General features: G+C 54.4%; 27 protein-coding genes and 1 tRNA gene. 10 read left to right on the top strand and 18 right to left on the bottom strand.

What is annotated here, in order from left to right; translation table 11 throughout:
• Positions 1-97: 97 nt before the first annotated feature.
• Positions 98-349 carry an Lrp/AsnC ligand binding domain-containing protein gene (locus tag ACYOR7_RS08430; protein WP_148700053.1) on the top strand — a complete coding sequence of 84 codons (252 nt, stop codon included), beginning with the start codon at positions 98-100 and terminating at the stop codon, positions 347-349.
• Between the two features lie 4 nt (positions 350-353).
• Here ACYOR7_RS08430 and ACYOR7_RS08425 read toward each other — a convergent pair whose 3' ends face one another.
• A complete protein-coding gene (locus ACYOR7_RS08425) occupies positions 354-1,517 on the bottom strand; it encodes an aminotransferase class V-fold PLP-dependent enzyme (RefSeq protein WP_479913611.1) in 1,164 nt (387 codons plus the stop codon).
• Positions 1,518-1,552: 35 nt separating this feature from the next.
• On the opposite strand from ACYOR7_RS08425, the gene ACYOR7_RS08420 reads away from it, so the two are divergent.
• Positions 1,553-2,164 (top strand): hypothetical protein, encoded by a 612-nt coding sequence (locus ACYOR7_RS08420; protein ID WP_294808243.1) that lies wholly within the window; start codon positions 1,553-1,555, stop codon positions 2,162-2,164.
• Here ACYOR7_RS08420 and ACYOR7_RS08415 read toward each other — a convergent pair.
• Complete coding sequence (locus ACYOR7_RS08415; RefSeq protein WP_479913610.1) at positions 2,148-2,480, bottom strand: hypothetical protein; 333 nt, start codon at positions 2,478-2,480, stop codon at positions 2,148-2,150. The genes ACYOR7_RS08420 and ACYOR7_RS08415 overlap by 17 nt on opposite strands.
• Before the next feature lie 49 nt (positions 2,481-2,529).
• Here ACYOR7_RS08415 and ACYOR7_RS08410 point away from each other — a divergent pair, with 49 nt between their 5' ends.
• Positions 2,530-2,754, top strand: coding sequence for a hypothetical protein (locus tag ACYOR7_RS08410; RefSeq protein ID WP_479913609.1), 225 nt, complete (start codon positions 2,530-2,532; stop codon positions 2,752-2,754).
• Positions 2,755-2,768: 14 nt separating this feature from the next.
• Here ACYOR7_RS08410 and thsB read toward each other — a convergent pair whose 3' ends face one another.
• The 5 genes from thsB to ACYOR7_RS08385 all read right to left on the bottom strand — a co-directional run bounded on the left by thsB (position 2,769) and on the right by ACYOR7_RS08385 (position 6,876).
• A complete protein-coding gene (thsB, locus tag ACYOR7_RS08405) occupies positions 2,769-4,421 on the bottom strand; it encodes a thermosome subunit beta (RefSeq protein ID WP_479913608.1) in 1,653 nt (550 codons plus the stop codon).
• 85 nt (positions 4,422-4,506) lie between these two features.
• A complete protein-coding gene (locus tag ACYOR7_RS08400) occupies positions 4,507-5,520 on the bottom strand; it encodes a rhomboid family intramembrane serine protease (protein WP_479913607.1) in 1,014 nt (337 codons plus the stop codon).
• 45 nt (positions 5,521-5,565) lie between these two features.
• Positions 5,566-5,736: a C2H2-type zinc finger protein gene (locus ACYOR7_RS08395; protein WP_294806456.1), complete on the bottom strand. Its 171-nt coding sequence runs from the start codon at positions 5,734-5,736 to the stop codon at positions 5,566-5,568.
• Between the two features lie 27 nt (positions 5,737-5,763).
• Positions 5,764-5,994, bottom strand: a complete 231-nt coding sequence (locus ACYOR7_RS08390) for an Lrp/AsnC ligand binding domain-containing protein (protein WP_075055804.1) — start codon at positions 5,992-5,994, stop codon at positions 5,764-5,766.
• A gap of 69 nt (positions 5,995-6,063) precedes the next feature.
• Complete coding sequence (locus tag ACYOR7_RS08385) at positions 6,064-6,876, bottom strand: helix-turn-helix transcriptional regulator (protein WP_294806450.1); 813 nt, start codon at positions 6,874-6,876, stop codon at positions 6,064-6,066.
• A gap of 107 nt (positions 6,877-6,983) precedes the next feature.
• On the opposite strand from ACYOR7_RS08385, the gene ACYOR7_RS08380 reads away from it, so the two are divergent.
• From ACYOR7_RS08380 to trxA, 3 genes are all read left to right on the top strand, one after another.
• Positions 6,984-7,466: a 50S ribosomal protein L11 gene (locus tag ACYOR7_RS08380; RefSeq protein ID WP_479913606.1), complete on the top strand. Its 483-nt coding sequence runs from the start codon at positions 6,984-6,986 to the stop codon at positions 7,464-7,466.
• Between the two features lie 73 nt (positions 7,467-7,539).
• The gene (locus ACYOR7_RS08375; protein ID WP_479913605.1) at positions 7,540-12,219 is read left to right on the top strand and encodes a S8 family serine peptidase; all 4,680 of its coding nucleotides are present in this window, start codon (positions 7,540-7,542) and stop codon (positions 12,217-12,219) included.
• 59 nt (positions 12,220-12,278) lie between these two features.
• Positions 12,279-12,620 carry a thioredoxin gene (gene trxA, locus ACYOR7_RS08370; RefSeq protein WP_294806446.1) on the top strand — a complete coding sequence of 114 codons (342 nt, stop codon included), beginning with the start codon at positions 12,279-12,281 and terminating at the stop codon, positions 12,618-12,620.
• Here the strand turns inward: trxA and infB are convergent, their stop codons facing one another.
• The 6 genes from infB to glmM form a co-directional block, all read right to left on the bottom strand.
• The gene (gene infB, locus ACYOR7_RS08365; protein WP_479913604.1) at positions 12,621-14,411 is read right to left on the bottom strand and encodes a translation initiation factor IF-2; all 1,791 of its coding nucleotides are present in this window, start codon (positions 14,409-14,411) and stop codon (positions 12,621-12,623) included. It lies immediately after the preceding gene.
• Between the two features lie 6 nt (positions 14,412-14,417).
• Positions 14,418-14,822: a nucleoside-diphosphate kinase gene (gene ndk, locus ACYOR7_RS08360; protein ID WP_479913603.1), complete on the bottom strand. Its 405-nt coding sequence runs from the start codon at positions 14,820-14,822 to the stop codon at positions 14,418-14,420.
• A 6-nt stretch (positions 14,823-14,828) separates the two neighbouring features.
• Positions 14,829-15,041 carry a 50S ribosomal protein L24e gene (locus tag ACYOR7_RS08355; RefSeq protein WP_294806441.1) on the bottom strand — a complete coding sequence of 71 codons (213 nt, stop codon included), beginning with the start codon at positions 15,039-15,041 and terminating at the stop codon, positions 14,829-14,831.
• Between the two features lie 9 nt (positions 15,042-15,050).
• Positions 15,051-15,269, bottom strand: a complete 219-nt coding sequence (locus tag ACYOR7_RS08350; protein WP_294806438.1) for a 30S ribosomal protein S28e — start codon at positions 15,267-15,269, stop codon at positions 15,051-15,053.
• Between the two features lie 18 nt (positions 15,270-15,287).
• On the bottom strand, positions 15,288-15,668 hold the full coding sequence (gene rpl7ae, locus ACYOR7_RS08345; protein WP_294806435.1) for a 50S ribosomal protein L7Ae: 381 nt from the start codon (positions 15,666-15,668) through the stop codon (positions 15,288-15,290).
• Positions 15,669-15,741: 73 nt separating this feature from the next.
• On the bottom strand, positions 15,742-17,112 hold the full coding sequence (glmM, locus tag ACYOR7_RS08340) for a phosphoglucosamine mutase (RefSeq protein ID WP_479913602.1): 1,371 nt from the start codon (positions 17,110-17,112) through the stop codon (positions 15,742-15,744).
• Positions 17,113-17,177: 65 nt separating this feature from the next.
• Between glmM and ACYOR7_RS08335 the strand changes: the two genes are divergently transcribed.
• The 3 genes from ACYOR7_RS08335 to ACYOR7_RS08325 all read left to right on the top strand — a co-directional run bounded on the left by ACYOR7_RS08335 (position 17,178) and on the right by ACYOR7_RS08325 (position 18,637).
• Positions 17,178-17,283 (top strand) — tRNA-Leu (locus tag ACYOR7_RS08335).
• A gap of 157 nt (positions 17,284-17,440) precedes the next feature.
• A complete protein-coding gene (locus ACYOR7_RS08330) occupies positions 17,441-17,638 on the top strand; it encodes a CRISPR-associated endonuclease Cas1 (RefSeq protein WP_479913601.1) in 198 nt (65 codons plus the stop codon).
• Positions 17,639-17,869: 231 nt separating this feature from the next.
• Complete coding sequence (locus ACYOR7_RS08325) at positions 17,870-18,637, top strand: SDR family oxidoreductase (RefSeq protein WP_479913600.1); 768 nt, start codon at positions 17,870-17,872, stop codon at positions 18,635-18,637.
• A gap of 19 nt (positions 18,638-18,656) precedes the next feature.
• Here ACYOR7_RS08325 and ACYOR7_RS08320 read toward each other — a convergent pair whose 3' ends face one another.
• Together ACYOR7_RS08320 and ACYOR7_RS08315 are read right to left on the bottom strand one after the other, a co-directional pair.
• Positions 18,657-19,580 carry an SRPBCC domain-containing protein gene (locus ACYOR7_RS08320; protein ID WP_479913599.1) on the bottom strand — a complete coding sequence of 308 codons (924 nt, stop codon included), beginning with the start codon at positions 19,578-19,580 and terminating at the stop codon, positions 18,657-18,659.
• Entirely contained in the window at positions 19,573-19,893 is a 321-nt protein-coding gene (locus ACYOR7_RS08315) for a metalloregulator ArsR/SmtB family transcription factor (RefSeq protein ID WP_479913598.1), read from the bottom strand. The genes ACYOR7_RS08320 and ACYOR7_RS08315 overlap by 8 nt, the downstream gene beginning before the upstream one ends.
• Before the next feature lie 541 nt (positions 19,894-20,434).
• Between ACYOR7_RS08315 and ACYOR7_RS08310 the strand changes: the two genes are divergently transcribed.
• Positions 20,435-21,853 carry an NAD(P)/FAD-dependent oxidoreductase gene (locus tag ACYOR7_RS08310; protein ID WP_479913597.1) on the top strand — a complete coding sequence of 473 codons (1,419 nt, stop codon included), beginning with the start codon at positions 20,435-20,437 and terminating at the stop codon, positions 21,851-21,853.
• Positions 21,854-21,910: 57 nt separating this feature from the next.
• On the opposite strand, the gene ACYOR7_RS08305 is transcribed toward ACYOR7_RS08310, so the two are convergent.
• The 3 genes from ACYOR7_RS08305 to ACYOR7_RS08295 all read right to left on the bottom strand — a co-directional run bounded on the left by ACYOR7_RS08305 (position 21,911) and on the right by ACYOR7_RS08295 (position 24,603).
• Positions 21,911-22,714 carry an ABC transporter permease gene (locus tag ACYOR7_RS08305; protein ID WP_479913596.1) on the bottom strand — a complete coding sequence of 268 codons (804 nt, stop codon included), beginning with the start codon at positions 22,712-22,714 and terminating at the stop codon, positions 21,911-21,913.
• Positions 22,711-23,799, bottom strand: coding sequence for an ABC transporter ATP-binding protein (locus tag ACYOR7_RS08300; RefSeq protein WP_479914459.1), 1,089 nt, complete (start codon positions 23,797-23,799; stop codon positions 22,711-22,713). The genes ACYOR7_RS08305 and ACYOR7_RS08300 overlap by 4 nt, the downstream gene beginning before the upstream one ends.
• Before the next feature lie 186 nt (positions 23,800-23,985).
• Positions 23,986-24,603 carry a cupredoxin domain-containing protein gene (locus ACYOR7_RS08295; RefSeq protein ID WP_294804727.1) on the bottom strand — a complete coding sequence of 206 codons (618 nt, stop codon included), beginning with the start codon at positions 24,601-24,603 and terminating at the stop codon, positions 23,986-23,988.
• Between the last annotated feature and the right edge of the window lie 35 nt (positions 24,604-24,638).

Below are 24,638 nucleotides of genomic sequence, written 5' to 3'. Positions count from 1 at the left end.
AGCCCTTGTTAATAAGCGCAAACACGCACATGCCTCTCTCTCTCTTTCTCTCACGTACCCGCGGTTTGTTTAATAACTCGGGATACGCAATGATTCCATGCCAACAGCATACGTCCTTATCAACTGCGACCTTGGTTCTGAAGAAGACATCATAAGGGACCTGAAAAAGCTGCCGGAAGCAGTGGAGGTGAGCGGTGTGTACGGCGTGTACGATATTATCGCCAAGATACGCTCTGACACCATGGACAAGCTGCGGGAAACCATCACCTGGCATGTACGCAAGATAGACAAGGTGCGCTCGACTCTGACCATGATAGTGATAGAGGGCCAGGGAGAGAAGAAAAAGTAAGTTACTACAAGAGCGCCTTTATCTGGGCCGCAACCGTCGCGGCCTCGGCCTCTGTGTTGAAAAAGTGGGGCGCGGCCCTGATTATCTTTCTTCCCACGACTTCGCGCTGTGCAAGCACCGTTCCGCTTTCTTCCAGCTTGCTCACTATCACCGACGGGTCCTTTGGCACCGAAAACGTGACTATGGACGTGCGCTTTTCCGCGTCGTCTGGCCCGTAAAGCGTGACGCCCTGGATTTTGCTCAGCTCCTGCCTTAGCGCCTCTGCGACCTTTATGTTTGCGGCGCGCACGTTGTCGATGCCGACCCTGAGCACGTAGCGCAGCGCCGCTTCAAGGCCGGCCGCGCCAGGGTAGTTGCGAAAGCCTGTCTGAAGCTTGTGAGGCATCTCCCTGACTGCGATTATGCCGCTGTCTGAAACGGTGGCCGACTCGCCCCCGATTGATGGCGGCTCTATCATCTCTGCGGCTTTTTTGTTGCAATACAGCACTCCGATTCCCATTGGCCCGCAGAGCCACTTGAAGCCGGGAAACGCCATAAAATGGCAGCCAATTCGTCTGACGTCTACCTTGATGGTGCCGGCAGTCTGCGCCGCGTCCACGCAAAACAGGGCGTTGTTATCGTTTGCTATCCTGCCAACCTCTTCAAGTGGCAATATTGCGCCAGTGTTGTACAGCGCATGGCTCATCGTGACGAGCCTGCTTCCTCTGACTGATTGTTCCAGTTCACCCATGTCGAAAAAGCCGTTTTCATCTATGGCAAGCTCCTTCAGCACCACGCTTTTCTGCGACAGGCGTAGCCATGGCAAATAGTTGGCGGGGTGCTCGTGCCTGCCTCCCCTTGCGACTATCGCGTCGCCCTTTTTCCAGGAAATCCCGTTTGCGACGATGTTGAGGCCCTCTGTCGTGCTCTGGGTGAGGACAACTTCTTCCGGCTCGCAGTTTATCAGGTGCGCCACCCGGGTCCGGAGCTCTTTTAGGAGCGACGTGATATAGTCGGATGTCGCCTGCGCGTCAGGGCCCTCGTCGGCGCACTTTACCATAAAGTCCGTCGTGGCCTTGATTGCTGCAAGTGGGGTCGGCGCCACCGCGCCGTTGTTCATGTATATCATTTTTTTTGTCATTGGAAAGTCGAGCCGCAGGTCGGGCTCTTCAGGGGCTGCTGCTGTCATTTTATATCCTTCTTCCTCGGTAGTTTTTTTTGCAGTTGGGCGCATATAATCTTGCCAGCCTGCTGAGCAAAAAAGGCCTCAACACGCTCCTTTTCAGCGACCCGTACGCAAAACTATGCTGCACATCGATGCTTGCCGGGCAGGGCAATACGGTTTATTTCGACCTTGACACGGCGTTTTCCGCGTACCTGAACGCTGGCCTTGTAAAGGCGCAGGACGTGGATGTCTACCTTCCCTCGGAAGGTCGGTTCATGGATATGCTAAAGGACGTGCTGGCAAGGATGGAAGGGCGCTCCCTTGTCATCTTTGACTCGATAAACAGCCTGTACACGATGTATTATAGTTACTACCTGCGCAACGAAAGGGCGGGGGGCGGCAACATCAACCACCTGCTATCGGTACTTCTCATGTTGCTGGTGAGGCAGGGGGTGTCGCTTGGCGTGCCGGTGCTTGTGACTAGCATGCTGCGCTTCCGCAAGGAGGGCGGATGGAAGCAGTCGCCGGCGAGCCGGCGTCTCTTGCAGAAAAAGAGCGCGACGCGACTGCAAGTGGAACGCGTCGAGAACGAAATTGTCGTACAGGTGCTGGAGCACGAAAAGGTCCCTACGGGGACTTCGCTTTCCTTTGAAATCACAGCTTTACGTTGACGAGCAGGTAGCCTAACATCAGCGAGACTGCGACGATGCCAAAGCCGCCTGCAAGCATTATCCTCTGCGCCCTTGCGCCTGCAGACTTGCCAGCCCTGTGGAGCATGAACATGCCTGCAAGTCCTATCACCAGTATCAGGGTTATCGCGGCCGTCTCTCCCGGTGTCTGTACCGATCTGGAGGGCACGATGAACGCGGCTACTCTAGAGCCTTCCGTCATGGCGTTTACAATGCCTGACGAGAACGCAAAGAACGCAATTATGTACCCGGCCGCCACAACCGCGGCAATCTTTGATGCGCCGGCAAACAGGGACATCTTTCTATCTCTGCAACCCTTAAAGTCGGGTCACTAAATAAACCTTGCAATGAGCAAGTGCGCCGCCTGCGCAAGGGAAACCGACGGCAGCGGCAGATATTGCAGTTATCACGCAAGGGCCCTTGGGCAATTGAAAAGCCATTATGATTCCTGGGTGGACGCGTACGGCGGCATTTCGTTGCAAGACTATATGAAAAGACTGCACAAGATGGAAGAAACGGGGCAGTGGATTAAAGAGGTAATTGAAGTGGAAATGAAAAAGGAAGAAGGGTAGTGGGGCCGGACACCTTACATGTCCATGCCGCCCATGCCACCCATACCTCCCGGCGGCATGGCCGGCGCTCCTCCCGACTTGCTTGAGGCAATCACGTCGTCGATCCTCAGGATCATCGACGCGGCCTCTGTAGCAGATTTGATTATCTGCTCCTTGACTGCAAGCGGCTCGACGACGTCGAGTTTGGACATGTCGGCGACCTTGGCGTTCCTTGCGTCGACTCCTGTCCACTTGCTTCCCTTGCTCTGCTTGGCGCGCAGTTCCGTAAGCGTGTCAATCGGGTCCATGCCGGCGTTCTCGGCAAGCGCAAGAGGTATCACTTCGAGCGCCTCTGCAAATTTTTCTGCGGCAAGCTGCTCCCTGCCGGAGAGCGTGCTGGCCCATTCGCGAAGCCTCGCTGCCGCATAGGCTTCTGGCGCGCCTCCGCCTGCCACGATGGCCGGCTTTTCAAGGACGTCTTTCGCTACCATGAGGGCGTCGTGGACGGACCTGTCTGCTTCATCTACTACACGCTGCGAGCCTCCGCGGATGAGAATCGTCACGGACTTGGGATGCTTGCACCCTTCGATAAAGACCCACTTGTCTGTCTCTACCTTGCGCTCCTCTACAAGCTCGGCAGAGCCGAGGTCCTTTGCAGTCAAATCGTCAAGGTTGTTGACCATCCGTGCACCCGTTGCGCGGGACATTTTTGTCATGTCGCTTTCCTTTACGCGCCTTACTGTGAGGATGCCTGCCTTTGCCAAGTAGTGCTGGGCGATGTCGTCAATGCCTTTCTGGCAGACGACCACGTTTGCGCCCGCCTTGACCACCTTGTCGACCATGCCCTTGAGCATCTTGTTTTCCTCCTCAAGGAACATCTTCATCTGGTCCGGAGAGCTGATGTTTATCTTGGCGTCAAACTCGGTCTTTTCAATCTCTAGCGCAGCGTTTATCAGCGCAATCTTGGCCTTCTCGATGCGCTTTGGCATCCCGCCGTGCACGACTTCCTTGTCAAGCACGATGCCTTTTATCATCTTGGTATCGCGGATAGAGCCTCCTGCCTTCTTTTCCACCTTGATGTCGTCCACATCCATCCGAAAGCCGGTGTCGGTTTTCTCTGCCACAGAGAGCGCGGCGCTCACCACGATGGCTGCAAGGTCGTCTGCTTCCCTTGACACTATCTTGGTCTGCATCGAGGTCCTTGCTACCCTGGCAAGCTCGTTCTTCTCGTTGCCCTCTATCTTTTGCGCGATGCTGTTCAGAACTTCAATAGTCTTGGCGGCGCTCTTGCGATAGCCGTCCACGATTATGGTCGGGTGGACGTCTTTGTTGATAAGCTCCTCTGCTTTCTCGATGAGGGCGCCTGCGAGTACCACCACGGAGGTCGTGCCGTCGCCGACCTCGTTGTCCGTCGCCTTGCTAATCTCGACCATCATCTTTGCCGCCGGATGCTGCACGTCTATCTCTTTCAAGATGGTAGCACCGTCGTTTGTTATCGTGACATCGCCAAGGCTATCCACCAGCATCTTGTCCATGCCGCGAGGGCCAAGCGAGGTCCTGACTACCTCTGCGATCAGTTTCGCTGCCGTGATGTTATTCTTCTGGGCATCGCGACCCTTCGTCTGGGACGCTCCTTCTTTCAAAATCAGTACTGGCATTCCGCCTGCTGAAGCTTGTTGTATTGACATTTTTCATATTCCTCCTAAAATAGGCAAAATAATTTCACCTTTGGCGGATATTTTAGCCTTGCGACGATATTCGGATCATATGGCGTCATGACGTCTTGACGAGCCTTATCCTGGCGATGCCGTTGAGGTACTGCACGTCCTCGACGGTTGCGCCGGCGGCAGTGTCCGGGAGTTTTGCCTCCATCTCGTATCTGCGCGAGCCGTTTGCGGTAATCCTGACAAGCTTTGATTCCTGCTCGTACGTGGCCTTTATTGCAGACGCGTCGGCGACACCCTTTATCTCTGCTATTATCTCGTAATAGCTGGGGCCCTCTATGACTTCCGGGGGCGTCTCGCTCACCACGTCTTCAAGCTTGGGGCGCATCTTTTTCACGGGTGGCTTGTACATCGTGCCCTTGCCGGCAAGGCTCGCCAACTTGGGCAGGATAAAGCTTCTCCCGGCAAGGCCGGTCGCCGCGCCGGCGATAAAGCCTCCGACGTGCGCTAGGTACGCGACACCCGAGTCGCCAAGCGGGCCAAACTGGCCGATGATCCCAAATATCAATTGCAGCGCAAACCAGAACGGTATGTAGATGAGCACGGGTATGCGCACCGTGTAGATGAAAAACGCCGTGATTATGGTGTATATCCTTGCCCTTGGGAACAGGACCATGTACGCGCCAAGGACTCCGGATATCGCGCCCGATGCCCCGACTGCCGGCACGCTCCCGTCGCCGGTGTACACTGCGACTGCGCTGTGCAAGAGCGCGGCCGCAAAGCCCCAGCCGATGTAGAGCAGGATGTATTTTACGCGCCCAAACTTGTCCTCGATGTTGTCCCCAAAGACCCACAGGAAGACCATGTTGCCTATGATGTGGGCTATACCCCCGTGCATGAACATCGAAGTCACGACGGTAAAGGCGCTTCCCGGCCATTCGGAGAATAGCCTGTCCGGTACGGTGCCGTACGTGAAGAACATCCGGTTTACGGCCTGCTCGTCCGTGAAAAAGCTTGTCACCGATGCCTGCCAGATGAAAACCGCGACGTTGATTCCAATCAGTGTGTAGTTGAGCCACGGCCTGCCGTGTATTCTCTCCGTGTCGTCGTGGATTGGAAACATATGCTAGCGCGTTACCTTTACCACAAACTTACAGGAATTAAGTCTTTAGCCAAATCCGAACGGGTTCGTGCTCGGCATGTCCCCGCCGCCCTTTTCGCTGTGCGCTTTTCTCATGTGGCGCTTCATGCGCTCCTTGTCGTCAAACTTCATGTCGCAGTACTGGCACTTGAAAGTCGTCTTCCCGTCTTGATCTTTTTTCCTGCCAAAAAGTCCCAAAATGACCTCCTGCCTCCTCTTTGTGTGCTACTCCATGACTATCATGGTAAGCGTCGACTTTACTCCGTTGAGCTTGCGCAGCTTCCATGTTATGGTCTCCTTCACCTTCTCCATCGCGTCAGCCTCGACCTGGGCTACGATGTCATAGACGCCGTACACCTGGTAGACTTCCTTGACGCCTTCCATCTTTTTCAGCTCGCTCACCAGCGAGTCCTCGCTTCCAAGCTCGGCGTTCATGAGTACGAAGGCTTTTGGCATAGGCAGTCTTTGCCTCCGGCGTATAAAAACTTGCACTTGATTTTCTGCTCGTTGTGCAGGCGCGTTTTTTCACACTTCATGTTTTAGCTTGCCTTCGTCAAACGCGTCCGCGCTTTCCCACTGATGGTTGAAAAAGTCGTTGCACCATTCCAGAAATTCCTCGCTTTCTCCATAGAACATGACGTTGAGGTCCGGCTCGCCCTTTTGGTTCGGGAACATCACGCACCCTTGCTTTTCATTGAATATGGCCATCACCTTGACATCGGCAAGCATCCTGCGCTCGACTAGACCCTTGGTGATGAAATTGCGCCAGCCTACCTTCTGAAGAAGCTGCGTCCTGCCCTTTGGCACCACAGCGTTTGACGCAAATATGTACGAGAACTTTACTCCCTCGTCGACCCTTGCGCTTATCGTCTCGATGAGGTCGAGGGGCACCTGCGCCATTATCTCCTTGATAAATGTGTCAGAGCTGCTGTACAGAGTCTTCCAGCGCTGGAGTATGGCCATCACACCGTGCACCATCTCGCAGCTACGGAACGAGCCTAGGCGCTGTACGAACTTGGGCGGAAGGTCGCCAAGGCTATGGTCTGCAAAAAAGTCGCGGTGCTTGTAGAGAAAATCGTAGCTAGGCACCAGCGAAACTACGGTCCTGCCGTACGCGGTAAGCACCAGCTCGCCCTCTTTGCCCTTTGACACGAGCCCTGACTCTATCAGCCTGGTCATGTTCCTGTGGGCCTCTTGCATGGTCGCGTCAAGCTCTGACGCAAGCTGTGACAGCCGATAGTCCTTTTCGCCAAGCCTCGATAGCATGGCGAGGCGCAAGTCTCCTGCAAGCTCGAAGAAAAGCGAACCTACGCCTCCGGTGGGCTGCTCCGCTGCCATATGACCGTCACTTTTTACAATGCCCGGGTTTAAAAGTCTGTCAAAAGGGTGCCGTGAGAAGGCAACAGGAACGATTATAATTTGGGTAAACACACCCGCATCGTAATATGGGCGATAAAAAGTCTATTTCCGCGCTTGTAAGCGGCGGAGAGGCCAACGCAGGCCCGCCACTTGGCCCGGCATTGGGACCGATGGGCGTAAACGTCCTGCAGGTGGTCAATACCATTAACGAAAAGACCAAGGATTTCCCCGGCATGAAGGTGCCAGTAAAGGTCGAAGTGGACGCCGAGACTAAAAAGTTCACGGTCGAAGTCGGCATCCCGCCGACTGCCGCGCTCGTGGCCAAGGAATCCGGCATCCCAAAGGGCTCTGGCACTGCAGGCAAGGACTATGCAGGCGACCTCTCGATGGCGTCGGCGGCGAAAATCGCCAAGATGAAGATCGAAGGTTCGTACGCCAAGGACGTCAAGGGCGCCACCAAGGAAGTAATTGGCTCGTGCGTCAGCATGGGCGTCAAGGTGGAAGGCAAGCCTGCCAAAGAGGTCTATCCTGACATTAACGCCGGCAAGTACGACGACCTGCTGAAATAATTTTTTTATCTCCTCTCTTCCTTTTTGCGACGAAATCGTAATAACCAAGAAGGCCCTTTCCGTACGTCATTATTTGATCCGTCTAGCAGCGGTTTTGCTCCTTGCCCTGGTCGCCTCAGCCTTTGTCGCGCCAGCGTACTCGCTTGCGCCCAGCAGGGAGCAGGTCATGTCTGGAATATCAGAATCTCTGCCTCTGTCCTCGCTCCCGGCGCGGGCGCCAGCTGCTGCCCCTACGGACACGGTGAACATCCTTGGCCACAGCGTGCCAAAAAGCGCAATCAAGTCTGACTTTGGCTCTATAAACCTCGGCAACCTGCAGTACAACGGCGACAACGTCGGCAGGACGCTCTTGCTTGGCCCCGGCGATCCCCGGGCCCTTGCAGGCGCGCACGTGGTGGGGATGGGTGGAAACCCCATGCAGGGGCCGTTCCTTGGCGTGGCGTTTTCTAGAAACCCGCTTGCGCAGGGCAGCGGCTTTTCCTACGCGACGGACATGCCCCTTGCCTTTGATTCCCTACCTCAAAACATTGCAGGCGAAGGAGAAGGATCAGGGGGCCGGCTCTCTGGCACATCGATAATAGGAGCCGACCGCGCCGCGTCGTTGTACAATGCCACCGGCGACGGGGTCAAGTTGGCCATAGTGGACACGGGCTCGGACTTTTCCAACCCTGACATGCGCGACGCGGTTGCAAGGGACGCCAAGGGGGTGCCTATAATGCTTGACGCAGACGGGCAGGGCCTCGTCCTTACAAAGGCGAAATACGTCGCCAACATCAACCAGCAGACCGGCGTGATAATGAACTACACTACCGTCGACAACAATGGCAAGGTAAAGCTGCCAGAGAACATGACTTCGTACACCTACGTCAACGGTACAGGCGTCTACCTAAAGACGACCGAGGGCAAGATACCTGTCTACAACATGCTGTACCCGGTCTTTGGCGCGCCGATGCTCAGTGCCACTGCAAACGTCGACTGGAAGATAGGCAAGAGCCCGACCGACTATATCCGCTCTATGAGCGGGGTCTACCACTTTGGGGTGGCGTACGAGGCTACTGAGAAGCTTGGGACCATATCGTTCGCCCTTATACCGGTGCTGGTGGTGGACAGCAAAGAGCCGGGCGTGTACGACACCATAATCGCAGACATGTCGTACGGCTGGTTCACCTTTACGCTTGGAATAGCAGGCGCGTTCCCGCAGACTAGCTACCTGCTGCCTACCCAGCTCACCTTTGACTTTACAGACGAAAAGCCGTTCAAGCTAGGCGACGGAAACGAGTTTCTGACCTACGACTATAACGGCGACGGCGTCCCGGACTATTCTGCAGGCACCGCCGGCGCAAGGGTGCTTGACATCTGGCGCGTGACTGACAACAGGACACAGGTGGTAGTGGCTGACAAGTCCGGGGTCACTGGCGCAGTCTCGGCAAAACTGCTGGAGCCGATGGACCCCAACGGCAACTATTTCGGCCTGATGTTCGACTTTGCAGGCCACGGAACGAGCACGGCGGCTACGGCCGCGTCAAGGGGGCATACCCAGTATGGCATTTACCACAACTCTACTCGCTATGCCCTTCCAGGCGCGGCGCCGGGAGCAAAGATAATACCGGTCAAGTCGTTGTGGATGGGCGACGCGCTATACGGCTGGCTATGGGCTTCCGGCTTTGACCTGAAAGACGATGGCAGGTGGGCCTACACGGGCGACCACAAGGCCGACATCATGAGCAACAGCTGGGGCATATCCGACTTTCCACTTTTGAAATATGGCCCCGGATACGACATACTGAGCGTCTTTTCGTCGCTCCTTATGGTGCCACACGCCCTTGCCAGGGACTATCCCGGGACGCTTGTGGTGGACAGCGTGGGCAACAACGGGCTTGGCTACGGGAGCGTGGGTGCACCAAACACGTCGCCACTTGGAATCTCTGTGGGTGCGACTACGAACAACGTGCACCTGCAGTACGGGCCGTTTGCCAACATCACCCGCTTTGGCCCGTCGGCTGCAGCCTACGACGACGTTGCCGAGTTTTCAAGCAGGGGCCCAAGCCTGCTTGGAGATCCCAAGCCGGAGTTGATGGCGATAGGCTCGTACGGATTTACGCCAACCGACGTGACTGCAAAGAACCTCGAATCGAAAAAGGGCGACCCCAACGACGACGGCGCATTTTCGCTCTTTGGCGGGACCAGCATGGCGGCCCCGATGGTCGCCGGCGCCGCAGCGCTCGTGGTACAGGAGATGAAAGAAGCAGGCAAGGCGCCCGACCCGTTTACGGTAAAGAGCATCCTGATGTCTACGGCAAAGGACCTGAAGAACGACCCGTTCGTGCAGGGGGCAGGCAGAGTGGACGCGCTTGCCGCAGTCAAGCTTGCCCGGGGCGACGCAGGGTTTTCCATATACACGGACGACACGGCAAAGACGATAATCGACTCGCTCCGGCCGTCGATAATGACGTACGCGCCCGCCCTTGGCATAATCAACAACGGCTACTCTCTCCAGATCCCCGGAACGGTCCCTGCAACAATAGATGCGGCAAGAGAGACGCGCTGGTTTGCCGGCACAGTAGAGCCTGGAAAGCAGGCGTCAACTGACATTACCATCGAAAACCCGTCAAGCAAGGAGATCAAAGTGCAACTCTCAAGCACGGTCGAAAAGCTGGTGGCGCGCTATGAAGCCAAGAACGTGACCAAGCTGTTCCAGATGGACCCGACGCACAGCAACAAGACGTTCGGCTACGAGCCCAACTACTACGACCTTGAAAAAATGGCAGGAGGCAAGCTTCCCGACTCCGACTTGGTAGTCGCCCGTGTCAACTTTCCGTTTTCCAGTTTCATGAACCAGACGCAGCTGTTCGCAGACAACATGCGCATCGCCTCCGTTTACGGCTATGATTGGCATGACTCTAACAAGGACAGTAAGGTGTCCTACGGCGAGATAGAGCTGATAAACAGGGGAGGCGCATGGGGTACCACGCAGGAGGTGCGCATAGGTGACCCGAAGGACAAGTTCACCGGCACGCCCGTTGTGGGCGTCTACCCCGTGCCCACCGTGTTCTCGTTCTGGTCCGGCGACAAGCTAGTCAACTCGACTTCGATGAACTACACCCTTACTGTGGAACTGTACAAGCGCGCGCCAAACCCTGACGTACAGCTCGACAAGGGGGCTGTCACAGTCCCGCCGGAAGGGACCGCCAAGGTGCACGCCAGTATAGCCGTGCGCAACGACACTCTGTCCGGCGTATACTTTGGCGAGATAATGGCAAAGGGGCCCGGCCACACAGTGGCAATGCCCGTAAGCTATGTAGTTGCCACAAAGCCTGTTCCAAAGGACGTTCCGGTGGTATTGTCGCCGCCAGACCCCGAGCAGGGGTCCAAGGTCGTTGATGAGGGGTCGCTTGGCTTAAAGCCAAACGGCTATGTGGGTGGCCTCTCGGACATGGTGTCCCGCTATGCCGCCGGCGACTGGCGCTCGTATTACTTTACCGTCACCGACCCGACCGTGACGGCGATGACCCTGAAGGTGTCATGGCCGCACAACTCGACGAGCGTAAACGCCATGGCGTACGGCCCCGATGGCAAGATGGTCGCATCAAGCGTGCCGGCAGGCGTGTTCCAAGAGTTTTCCAACTGGCCGAGCAACGACTGGCTCGGGACTTCTTCATTCAGCGAGGGAGGCGCGTTCTTTTTCAGCCAGAACGCCGGCGAGCGCTCGACCGTCCTGCAAGTGCCTGTGAACGGGACGGGCACCTACTCGCTTCTGGTGCACAACACGCTGTTCCATGGCGAGAGCCTGTACGAGCCGCTTTCCGTGGATGCAAAGTTCTCGACTCTGCTACCCGACACGACGCCGCCGAAACTGGCCGCCAAGGTGCCCGAATTTGTCACCGGCGGCACTGTCACGGTCCCGATTACAATAGACGACAGCAACCCTGGAGAAGGGCTATTGTCATATTCCGTGGACGGCAAGCTCCTGCCTCCTTTAGGCAAGCAAGTAAAGATTGAAGGGGGCACGCTTGCCGACGGTCCGCACCTCCTGACAGTCGAGTCCAAAGACGCTGTAGGCAACTCTGCTACAAGCTCGTGGCAGTTCACGGTGGACAGGACGCCTCCCTCTGCAGAGCTTTTCGTGCGAAACGGCAGCAGCAACGCTACCGAGGCAGCGGCAGGCAATCTAGTAGTGGTGTCAAGGCAGGCGACCCTTGCCTGGAACGTCACCGACGCAAACGGCGTGGACAAAGTCGCCGTGAGGCTGCCTGGAGCAAAGCCTGCCAGCTATGCCCCAGACTCGTCGGCCGTATTCAACTCGACTGCGCTTGCAGATGGCCGGTACAACTTTACAATCTCGTCGAGGGACGTGCCGGGCAACTCGGAGACGAAGGCGTGGAATCTCGTGGTGGACAACACAGCGCCAAAGGCATCCCTTGGCGTGAGCGGAGGCGACGTTGCAGGCGTCACAAAGGTCATGCTTGGAGTGCAGGATGAAAACCCCAAGTCGGCGGTGCTGACCGTGGGAGACCGGATGCAGGTCAACGTCACTGGCCTTGGCGAGTACGACCTTGACACGACCGGCCTTCCAGACGGCAAGTACGAGGTAAAGCTTGCCGCGCTGGACATGGCGGGAAACGAGGGTACCTCAAGCGAGACTCTGACCGTCGCAAACGTCAAGCCCGTGATTGAAACTGTCGCAATCCTCGGCGTCGCAGGTGGGCTTGCGGGAGGAGCCGCCGTAGCATGGGTAATCGCTAGGCGCAAGTAGCCACAACAACGGCGGAAACCAAGAAATCTTAAATAACGAGCATGGGAAGTTTCTCTCAGATGAGCGAAAAGCACGCTTCGAACGTGAACCTTCTGGAGCTTGCGGAAAAGAACTTTGAAGAGACCATAAGCGGTAGCAGACCGGTCCTCGTGGACTTTTGGGCCACTTGGTGCGGCCCGTGCCAGTTCATGCTGCCGATATTTGACAAGCTGGCCAAGAAGTATGGCGACAAGGTCACCTTTGGCAGGCTGAACGTCGACGACAATCAGGGCGTGGCCATGAGGTATGACGTCTATGCCATCCCGACGTTCATCGTCTTTATGAACGGCAAGGCCGTCGACAGGGCCGTAGGCGCCGTGGGCGAAAAGGGCCTAGAAGGTCTGCTCCAAAAGTACCAGTGATCAAATATACCCGAACGCCGGGTCCTCTTTTCTCTTTAGCGCAAGTATCATATTGAATACCTCTTTTTCCTGCTCGTTGAGCCTGTGGTTAAAGCGCTCTGACAACTGCTTGGCGTTGCGGCTGTTGATATCTGTGTAAAACACGTCGCCTTCGTTTATCTGCCTGCCTATCGTGGGCTCTTTGAGAGAGACTGCGACCTGCATACCGGTTATGGCTTCCTCCATCGACTTGCCGCTGTCCTGGATCTGGTGCACGGTCCCTACCTTTTTCCCCTCTACGCTTATCACGTGCACCTTCTGCCGAAGCTTGCCCACCTGGATCTCTGCTCCAAACACCGCCGGGTCGTTTCTGCGGAACACGAAACCCTTCATGAACTGGAACTTGCAGATGGGCGGGATCTCGTTGAACAGTATAGACTCTTCATGCTCCTCCTGGTACGTGACCCAATCCACGTAGCTCCGCACCAAGTTGTAGATTATGCGCTCGTTGAATACCTTGACGCTCCTGTCCTGCGCCTCCCGCTCGGCGTCGTCAAGCATCTTGACGTTAAAGCCAAGCACCACTCCGTGGTAGCGGTCGCTCTCCCTGACGGCAGACGCCTCTATCACATCGCGCCTCGTGATGCTTCCAATGTCCGCGGTCCTTATGGGGACGTTCTCTTTTTTCAGGAGGTCGACAATGGCTTCAAGGGAGCCTATCGTGTCGCACTTTAATATGACGCCCGAAGTCTCGGTGCTGACAATAGCGTTTTTGATCTCGCCTTCCACCATCGATTTCAGGCGTACAAGCTCATCTTCGCCCTTTGCCTTGTCAAAGACATAGAGTGGGCTTCCCGCAAGCACGCCCTCTAGGTCCGGCGACGTGACCTTTAATCCCGCGGCCGCAATGACTTCTGTGACCGGCTTGAACTTGTCACGCGGGTCGCGCATCTCGTCAAGCGGCTTTGGCAGCAACAGCGCTTTTACCCGCGTCTGCACTGCGCTGTCTCTCTTTGCCACTACAATGCTGTCGCCCTGCTTGAGCGTGCCGTCAAGGAGTATGATGTTTGCAGAAGGCCCAAGTCCGGGCTCCTCGTTTATCTCTAGCACGATTCCTCGCGCCGCGCCCTCGTGGCGCTCTAGCCTCTTGCCCATGAACTGCTGCGTGAGACCCACAAGGACTGCCAAAAGCTCGGGTATGCCCACCCCGGTCCTTGCGCTCACCGGCACTATTGCTATCTCTTTTGTAAAGTCCTTGACGCGCCAGAACGCCTCCGACGGAAATCCTAGCCTCGAAAGCGAGCCTACGACCGTATAGAGCTTTTCGTCAAGCATCGTCTGGACGTCTACACTCTGCTTTTTCACCTCCTCGGAGATGAACTTTGAGGACGGACGCCAGCCTGTCACTCTGTCGACCTTGTTGAGCGCTACCACGAAGGGCACCTTGCGCTTTTTCAATATCTCGACGCTTTCTATCGTCTGCGCCTCAAAGCCCTTGTTCACATCTGCCACGACTATTGCAATGTCCGCGGCGGACCCGCCCCTCAGGCGCAGGTTTGCAAAAACCTCGTGGCCCGGCGTGTCTATCACGAGCAGGCCAGGTATCGGGGCCTCCGCCTTGGCAAGCCTCTCGTACAGCGGGCCCGTGACTTCTTTTATGGTTTCAATCGGGAAAAAGCTGGCGCCGATGTGCTGGGTGATCCCGCCGACCTCCCGGGCCTGCACCGCCGTCCCGCGTATCTTGTCCAGTAGGGACGTCTTGCCCGAGTCTACGTGGCCTAGTACTACTACTACCGGCTGCCTTAATTCCAAGGGTCGCTAGCCGAAAATGACTCGCGACTCTTTTATGAAGCTTTCAGGAGAGTCGGAGGCGTGGATAATGTTGTCTGTAAAGCCAAGGCCAAAGTCGCCCCGGATTGTTCCCGGCGCCGCCTCAAACGACTTGGTTGCCCCTATCATTATCCTCGTAGTTGTGACCGCGTTGTTGCCTTCCAGTATGCACGCTACCACAGGTCCGGAGGATATGAACGACACGAGGTCGCCAAAAAAAGGCTTGTCCTTGTGGACAGAATAGAATTCCTGCGCCTTTTCCTTTGTGAAATTGTAATACCGAAGGTTCTTTATCACAAAGCCCTTTTCCTCAAAGCGCGCAAGGACCTTGCCGGTCAGGCTACGCTTAAAGCCGTCTGGCTTGACTACTATGAGTGTCTGCTCGACTGCCAAAAAGGATCACTTTTTCGTGCGCAGTCCGCCCTTGACATACTTGCTGGTCCACTTCATTTTTCTCGGGTCGCGCTTTAGCGTGCGCAGGTTCTTTTTGCACTTGCTGGAGCATGTCCACTGCACCTGGCCGTCGTTTCTGACCAGCATGATGCCGTGGCCCGCAGTTATGTGGCGGCCGCAGAAGAAACAGTTGCGAAGAGAGGTTGCTTGCTTGCTCATCTATCTATATCACCTAATCTTGCGAGCCTCGCGCTCGGTCTCCCTCAGCATGAGTGTGTCCTTCATCCGGACTGCGCCCTTGACGTTTCTCGTCAGGATGCGGCCCCTGTCCTTGCCTTCGAGAACCTTGACTCTCACCTGGATAACTTCTCCTGCGATGCCCGTCCTGCCGACGATCTGGATGACCTCGGCGGGTACGACCTTTTCTTCAGATGCCTTGCTGCTCACCTAGCACCAGCCCGCCGTTTACTCCTTCTTTGCCTTCAAGCCAGAGATGGAGTTGACTACCTGCTCGACGATGTGCTGGGCCTCGCCTGCCTCCACGATTGTGGCGGCCGCAGAGCCGACGTCGATGCCAAGCGACATGCCTAGCTGCTGCTTGCTTGGGACAAATATGTAGGAAGCGTTCCTCTCCTCGCAGAGTATCGGAAGGTGCGCCACCACCTCTGGCGGCTCGACGTCCTCGGCAATGACTACGAGCTTGGAAATTCCCCGCTCGATTGCCTTGGTTGTCTCGTTCGTGCCCTTGCGGACCTTGCCGCTCTGCTTTGCCACGCGCACGGCCTCGTAGGCCGCGTTGGCCAGGTCTTTTGAAACTTCAAATTTTACGAAATATGGTTTGCTCATGATATCACCCTATGGGATCATCCGATTGCTTTCTAGTTGATTCCAAGGCGTATTAAAAACGTTATCAATACGCTCATTGACTCATTTTCGACCTCACAATCCTCGAATATTCGTCCACCTTGGAGTCAAGCAATGCCTTGTCCGTCGACTCGGCGTACATGCGTATCAATGGTTCTGTCCCGCTTGGCCTGACCATGAGCCATGTCTCGTCGTCTATCCATATCTTGGCCCCATCCATTGTCTCTATCCTTTTCGGGCTGCCGTGCTCCACGCACGCCTGAACCACCCTTTCCACGACCTCGCGGGAGCTGCACGAGAACTTTGTCTTTAGCTGAAACGTCCTTGGAAGCTTTTCCACAAGCCGCGAAAACGATTCGCCTGTGGCCGCAAGCATGTCAAGCACGAGCGCTGTCGTCATGGCGCCGTCCCTCACTTCGTTTATCGGCCCGTACATGAATCCGCCGTTTTCCTCAAGACCCATCGGCGCCCTGCGGCTCACCATCTCCCTCGACACTTCCACGCTGCCGACCTTGGTGTGTACCACCTTTATGCCGGATTCTTCTGCGACCTTTGAAAGCACCATCGATGTGTTCACCGGGCAGACAATCTCGGCGCCCTTGTGCCTCTGCGCAAGCAGGTTCCTTGCAAGAAGCGAGCCGGTCTTGTCGCCCCAGTAGATGCTGCCCTTGTCGTCGCAAAAGATGCTCCTGTCGCCGTCGCCGTCAAAAGCGACGCCAAAATCGGCTTTGCCATTTCTAACGACCTCTGCGAGCACGCCCAGATTGTCCGGCGTGGGCTCTGACCCCCTACCGGGAAAGTCGCCGTCAATGTCGCCGTTTATCACTATCACCTTGCAGCCAAGCTTTTTTGCGATCATCGGTGCGACAACGGCCTGCGCACCGTTTCCAGTGTCCATCGCCACCGTAAAGTTCTTGGCGCGTATCTTGTCAGCATCGACAAGCGACAGCACCTTTTCCATGTACGCCGGGACTATGCTGTCATCAATGTACTGGCGCCCGTAGCCTGCCATCTGCGCAAACTTTTTTGAATAATAAACATCTTCGACTGCCAGCTCGTCCTCTCGCGATATCTCTACTCCGTCCGACGCTGCCGGCTTGATGCCATTGTATTCTGGCGGGTTGTGCGACGCCGTTATCATGATTCCGCCATTGTATCCAAGCTTTTTTGCGGCATACTGCAGGCATGGCGTGGGTACGAGCCCAGCGTCGGCGACGTCGAGGCCGGCCGAGTTGAGCGTCGCGCGCACCAGCCTTGAAACTACCGGGCTTGACCTGCGCCCATCATATCCAACTACAATGGGACCTTTTTTGTAATACGTGGCAATGGCGTACGAAAGATCGATGACGAGGTCGCTGGTAAAGTCCTTCCCCCACACGCCGCGTACTCCGTTCGTACCAAACAATCTTGCTCTTTGCTGCTGCATCTGCACCAAGGATGCAATGTGACAATAGATAAATTTGGCTGCTGACTGCCTGTGCAGGTGCGCGTGCGGGGGTCGCCAAGCCCGGTCAACGGCGCAGGGCTTAGAATGGGCACGCGTGCCCCTACAACCCTGTTCCTTAGGGATTCGTGGGTTCGAATCCCACCCCCCGCACTATTTTCTCATACGTGTGCGTTTCCAGTGGACTACAAATACAAGCGTAGTTGTGGCAGTTTTTAGTTCTTTGATATGGGCTTGTATGTGCACGTATTGTAGGAGTGGGTCCTGTAGTTGGTTTTTTGCGTGAACTTGACAAGGGCGAAGAGCCCTATTGGTATACGATATGCAAGAATTGTTTCGTTGGCTTGTCGATTTGTCAATGATACAGTTGCTTGAAGAAAAGAGGTTAAGGAAATCTGGTTTCATCGTGACGGAGAACTATCGCATACGGTTCAAAGAACATACAACAAAGGCGTTGATTGAAAAGATAGGGTTGAACATGAATAGAAAGTCGGCTTTCAAGGGATAAAACGCCGCTTACCAAACAATTCTTTTTGAAAATGTCAGAGTGTTTGCAAACTTTGCTGCCGGCAAAACAAAGTCATTGTTATTTGATGTGCCCTCGTTAACGATAAAGAGAAACGATACTTCGGATTACGGCAGCAAATTTTCTTGATGACGCCGGAAGAAAGGAGAAGGCTTGGCATCAGCAAATCCGGTATGTGGCAAAAAATAAGAAGAAGGAATTGGGTGAATAATTATGAGGAAGAGCAATAACTTCAAAGGAAAGGTTGCCTTTGTGACCGGAGCGGCAAGTGGCATCGGTCGAGCTACTGCAACTGCTTTTGCACTCGAAGGCGCCAGCGTTGTCGTCACCGATGTTTCCGAGCAGGGAAGCCGCGAAACGGCCAACATTATCAAAGAGGCAGGCGGACAGGCGCTCGCAATCAAGTGCGATGTATTACAAACAAAAGACGTGAAGAACTGTCTTGGGCAGACCGTCGAAACTTTCGGGCGACTGGATTTTGCCTTCAATAATGCAGGTATCGAATACATTCCCAAGCCCGCTGCAGAGGTAACGGAAGAGGAATGGGATCGAATTATTGACGTTGACCTCCGCGGCGTCTTTTTGTGCATGAAGCATGAAATCCCATTGATGCTCAAGCAGGGTGGCGGTGGCGCCATCGTCAACACCTCATCTGGTGCAGGGGTCAAAGGCTTCAAGGGTGGCGCAGCTTATGTTGCCGCAAAGCACGGCGTCATAGGTCTGACCAAGGCGGCTGCTCTCGACTACGCTCACTCGAACATCCGTATCAACGCTGTATGTCCCGGGAACATCGACACGCCGATGATGCAGCGCTTCAGCGGCGGCACTTCTGAAGGCCGCCAAGTGGTGATCTCACAGGAGCCGGTCGGAAGATCGGGTCGGCCCGAAGAGATCGCCGGCGCGGTCATGTGGTTGTGTTCGGATGCGGCTAGATTCGTCGTCGGCAGCGCCATGGTCGTTGACGGAGGTCAATCGGTGTAGTGATGATGGTAACAGTCTTTTACCAGTCATATTTTGAGCGAACGTCGGTTCCCCAATCCAGCACCGACTTCATGTTGGTCAAGTAGTATGCCCACCTCGATGAACATTCAGCAAAGTGCTCCGGGTCTGTGAACCCGGAATGACGCAATTTGAGAAGGGTTCCGCGGCCCTTCTTGGCGACCTGAAATGATGCAGTGGTCTCTACCATTTCTCCGTCAGGCATTTCGTCATGCCATGAATAGGATACAGCCTTGTTTGTTTCAAACTGCTTTACGCTGCCTGTCATGTGGTATCCTCCAATCCAGTCGAAAGAGTAGGTGCCGCCTTTCCTTGGAACGACCTTTGCTTTTGAAAGGAACCATTTCACAAGGATTTTGGGGTCTGTCATTGCTTGGAACACCTTCTTGGGAGGAGCCTTGAAGTAATACGATTGCTCTATTGTGAAGGACCTGGCTTTTGTGGATAAATCCTGTTTCCTTGTTTTTTGCTCCATCATTTTCTCATCGCAATATTTGACAAGTCTTGCGGTAAAGTAATCCCAGCCTTCGTTGTGTTCTCTGATTCCTTTGTCTCCTTCTTTGCCGGTGAATCCTGAATGCGTCAATGTTACTCTGGTTTTGTTCTTGCCCAGTTGTTCCAGTTCCCATGTCACCACAGTTTCCGGGAAATCTGCAATGTCTTTGTGCTGCCAAGAATATGCAAGCTTGCTGTTTGGGATAAATTCAAGAACCCTGCCTTCTGGGGAAGCACCTCTGTCGTTTCTCTTATTGCGCCGGTCAGAGTCCTTGTTAAAAAGGAACTGGAACTTCCCGCCGACTTTGGGCTCTAGTATCGCGGCATCCGGAAACCAGCTGGTCAATTCCTCCGGATCAGAGATGGCCTCGAACACTACGTCTGGAGGAGCATCAATCACTATCACTTTTCTTATTTCGTTTTCAGTCATGTTTCTTGCTCTTCCTCCTTTCCCTGTTTTCAACAAATTCCTTGAGTGAATCCATTTTGTACTCCCACATGCTCTCAAAAAATTTCATCACTTCAAGCGTCTGCGTTTGGTTAATGGAATAAAACTTGTTCTTGCCCTGTTTTTGTTCCGTAACCAACTCTGCTTCCCTTAGGACTCGTAAATGAGTAGATACTGCGGGCAACGTGAAATCAAAATGTCTTGCAATCTCGCTTGGCGTCATTTCCTTGTCTTTCAAAAGCAACAAAATCTGTCTTCTGCTATCATCAGACAGCGCTTTCCATGGTGAGCCCATATTATTCAAGCATTGGATAATTAAGCAATTATTTAAATGTGACTCGATTTTTTGTTATGTATGGTAATAGGCCGCTAAACTTGCTTTTCATATTTCTTGACTCTTATCGACGAGATTTTCGAGTTAATGCAAGAATTCTGAAAAAACCGCCAGAGAACGACCCTTTCCGCAGTAACAATGTTACATAGTCGTTATATTGCAATCGGGGCACTTGCAAACGTGGTCAAGGCACCCTTGTCGTCAATAATGTTGCCGCCTTTGCCATTCGCCTCTCAGTCAAAAGCGGCATTTGCCGCCGGCCCCTGTGTTAAACTCGTGATAAATCGAAAAAAATCGGATGTAGATGCGTATGCACGCCTTTACCTAATAGAGGATTCACGCAAAACGATAGTAGTGGCAATGCACATCATGAAGATGCCGGTAGAGACGCGACTAGCCGGAGGACAACAAGAACCACTTACTGGATTGCTGCTTCTATTCTACTATAGTCTGCTAACCCTCTGCCCTGCTGCACAAAGAAGCCTGCAAGGGAGAAAAAAACTTGACCGCAAAAACAAGCAAAAAGATACTCATACTGGGAGGAGGTTTTGGAGGCGTCTATTGCGCAAAAAAATTGGAGAGCATGGTGGCCAAGAGAAAGATTGATGCGCAGATAACGCTGGTAAGTAGGCAAAACTTTTTCGTGTTTACGCCGATGCTTCCGCAAGTCGTTTCAGGCATGATCGAATCAAATCACGTGGTGGTCCCGATAAGGCAGGTGCTAAAGAGCACCAAGTTCTATGAGGCGGACGTAACATCAATCGATGTTCAGGGCAGGCAAGTAAACCTCAAGATAGAAAATGATGATTTTGCCGCCGGCTCCAGAGGATCTTCTTCCAACCTGACGCTCGAATACGACCATCTGGTTGTTTCGCTCGGCTCTGACATCAACTTTCCGAATCTTCCCGCCGCCGGGGATCCGGCGTTGTTTACGTTAAAGGACCTGAAAGACGCGCTGATGCTCCGCAACCACATAATAGATATGCTCGAAAGGGCGGACATCGAGGCGGACCCTGAAAAGCGCAGGCAAATGCTGCACTTTGTTATTGTGGGAGGCGGTTTGTCTGGAGTTGAAACTGCTGCCGAACTGAATTCGTTCTTTCGCAAAGTGATAAAATACTATCCCAACCTGAAAGCGCAGTTTTCAGAGATGCCTCCGCACGTTACCATCATCCAGTCGCGCGACCGCGTACTTCCAGAGCTTAATCCGCGATTGGCCAGCTACACTCTGAAAAAGATGACACAAGACGGCATTTCTATAATCCTGAACACCAAGGTGACAGAGGTGGGCAAGGGCTTTGTGAAAATGGCAAAAAAGATGCAGGACGAAGAGACGGTGCTTCCTGCCTCTACCGTAATATGGACTGCGGGCATCTCTCCAAATCCTGTCACGGCAGGTATGCCCTGCGAGAAGATGGTGCCGTCGGGGAGGTTGATGGTCGATAATTTTATGCGCGTCAAGGGATTTGAAGAGCTCTGGGCTGTCGGCGACTGCGCCTGCATCATAGATGAAGTCACCGGCGAGCCTTTCCCTCCGACGGCCCAGCACGCGCTCAGAGAAGCAGAGGTCGCGGCAGAAAACATAGCGAGCGCTCTTGAAGAAGAAAAATCTGCAAGACTGCGCAGATTCGAATATTCAAGAGACGCGCGGATGGCCGTTATAGGCAGCAGTTCTGCAATAGCCAGCATAGGGAGCGTAAACCTCTCGGGTTTTCTGATATGGTGCGTCTGGAGGGCGGTATACCTGAACAAGCTTCCGATGTTCAAGAAGAGGCTGAGGGTGGCGCTTGACTGGATGGTAGATCTGTTCTTCGACCCTGACCTCACTCACTTGCGAGGCTTGAAAGAAGAGGAAAAGAAATCATCATCAATACCAAGCCCGGATCTTGTATCCAGCCAAAAGCACCCCTATCACCAGTGAGAATTCATACTGCCACTGCATTTCTAACGGCCAAGACGACGTTTTTTGCTTTTTTTATTATTCCAGCAGCTTCTTTATCGACACGGAAGCAAGCGCTACAAATGCGGCCGTGGCAATGAAAAGCGCCGCTATGTCAACCGGCAGGTTTGCATAGTCGCCGGTGATGAGCATTGCCCTGATCGCGTCTACGACATAGCTCAGCGGGTTTGCAACCGACACGTACTGGAGCCACGCCGGCATGACGGCTATGGGGTAGATGGCATTGCTTGCAAAGAAAAGAGGCATTGTCAGTGCCTGGCCAATTCCCATCATCCTGTCGCGAGTCTTCATGTACGAGGCAAGGAGCATGGACAGGCTGGAAAAGCACATGGCAAACAGTACCACCGCGGCAAAAACCCCCAGGATGTCGAGCGGGTCGAGCCTTATCCTGACTCCGATCAAGAGCGCCAGCCCGAATATCATCGCGGCCTGGAAAATCCCCCTCAGGCCGGCCGCAAGGGACTTGCCCAGGACTATGGACGCTCTTGGCGATGGCGTGGACAAGAGCCGGGTAAAGATTCCCACGTCGCGCTCCCAGACGACGGTGATGCCGTAAAAAATCGCTATGAAAAGGACCGACTGGGCCAGGATTCCCGGCGTGATGAACTGGAGGTAGGAAAAGTCGCCGCCTATTTGCAGGGCCCTGATGCTGTTAAAAGTCGTGCCAAAGATCAGGAGCCAAAGCGCGGGCTGCACGACCCTAGTCCACAGCTCTGTAGAATCGTGGCGTATCTTACGCGCTTCCATTTCCGCCACGGTAATGGAACTGTGGAGGAACCTTCCGACGTTTCTTCTGATGCTGATATTATTATTATTCATCATCTTGCGTGTCTCACATAGTCGCGCCTTGCGCTGCTGGAACTGTTGTTGTTGCTTCTGGCAGGGATCGTCGCTTCTTCCGCGTCGCCGTCAAGCCTCCTGTTGGCATACTTCATGAAAACGTCATCCAGGGTCGGCTTGCTCACTGAAATGGATTCAATCCTGATGCCGTTGCTCCGAAAGGAATCCGTGATGTGTGGTATGGCCTCCTCTCCGTCCTTCACCAGAATCTGAACAGTGTGCGTTCCGTCCACATCATTGTCATCATCATCCCCTGCTGCCGATGCGACGACCTTGCCCAGGCTTGCCAGAAATCCCATGTCATGCAGGCGGACTGGAGATGCAAGATTCACAGTCACCCTGTCGCCGCCTCCCACGGTCCTTTTCAGTTCGGCCGGGTTTCCCAGAACCGCTATCTTGCCTGCAGACATGATGGCTACCCTGTCGCACAAGGCGTCCGCCTCTGCCATGTCGTGGGTCGTAATCAGGATGGTGGTGCCATAGTCCTGCCTCAACTGCTTGATGCTCTTCCACACCTGCCTCTTTGACGCGGGGTCAAGTCCTATGCTCGGTTCATCCAAGAGCAATACTTTTGGCCGGTTGACAAGCGCCTGGGCTATTTCCAGCCTGCGCATCATGCCCCCGCTAAAACGCTTTACAAGGTCGTTTGCCCTTTCTGCGAGACCCATGTACTGCAGCGCATCGCGTATCCTCCCCTCGCGGTCCTGTTTGCTCACATACGAGAGTTTGGAGAAGATTAGCAGGTTCTCGTACGCGGTAAGGTCAGCGTCGACGGATATGCTCTGGGGCACGTATCCCAGCATACCCCTCGCTGTCTGGGGCGACCTGGAGACGTCAACTCCAAAAACCTCCAGTCTGCCTGAAGTGGGTCTGGCAAGCGTGACAATCATCTTGATGGTGCTGGTCTTGCCGGCGCCGTTTGGCCCAAGGAGGCCAAATATTTCTCCGCGCGTCACCGAAAAACTGACGCCGTCCACCGCGCGGACGTTTTTCCCTTGATAAGTCTTGACCAAATCATGGATCTCGATGGCGTTTCTTTCCGCTCCATGCTGCTCTCCATCCCGCATCACTTTATGTTGCGAAGAATGTCTTGTCGCGACGCATATATCAACGGACTCCTCTCTCTCTCTCTCTGCTAAAGAGAAAACAGCCCGGTTTCAATCCTTTTGTCCTAATGGACCAGTCTTTCAGACTCACCAAAGGATCGTCACACAAAAAAAGGAGGAAAAGATTTCCGCCATCCTAGGCGGCATCTATGTGGCACTACTGCCTGTTGGCCTTGGAAGTACCAGAATTTCGCCACGCATGTTTGGCATGTGGACATGGCATGTGTAGCTCATCGTGCCTGCCTTGTCTGCTGTGAACGTCACGGAATGGATCTCTCCCCTTGTGAGTGGAAACGTTGCAATCCCTTCGACTTCGATCATGTGGCTGGGCCCCTGCACTCCAACAAAGTTCAGCGTGACCCTGTCACCTTGGTAGACGACTATTTGCGAAGTGGAGAACGTGAATGACCTGAAATTCCATGTGCCGTTCTTGTCTGGAGGCGTCAGCACGAACCCTCCGCCCTTTGGATAAGTGGCGTTGACGGGGAATGCTTCTGGCGGGTGTTTGCCGTCTCCGTGTATGTTCGTCGTGCCATCAAGGTGAACAGTGTCTATCCAAAATGTCCGGTTTGCTGGAGCCAGACTGCTGGTGCCCGCTACCGTCGCTGCGTTGGCTTCTTGGTTGTTCCCTATGCCGCTTCCAACCGTGGCTCCGCTGGTGAAATAGCCACCGGCTCCAACAGTGATTGCTGCGGCTGCTATTATTGCAGCAACTGCTATGGCTGCAATAATCACAACGGATTTCCTTGTTTGCGTAGGTTTCAAATTACCTCATTTTCAAAACATGATTATTGAATTAT

Source organism: Candidatus Nitrososphaera sp. 86-2 (assembly GCF_056726185.1).
This window is presented reverse-complemented; position numbering and strand designations above follow the sequence as displayed.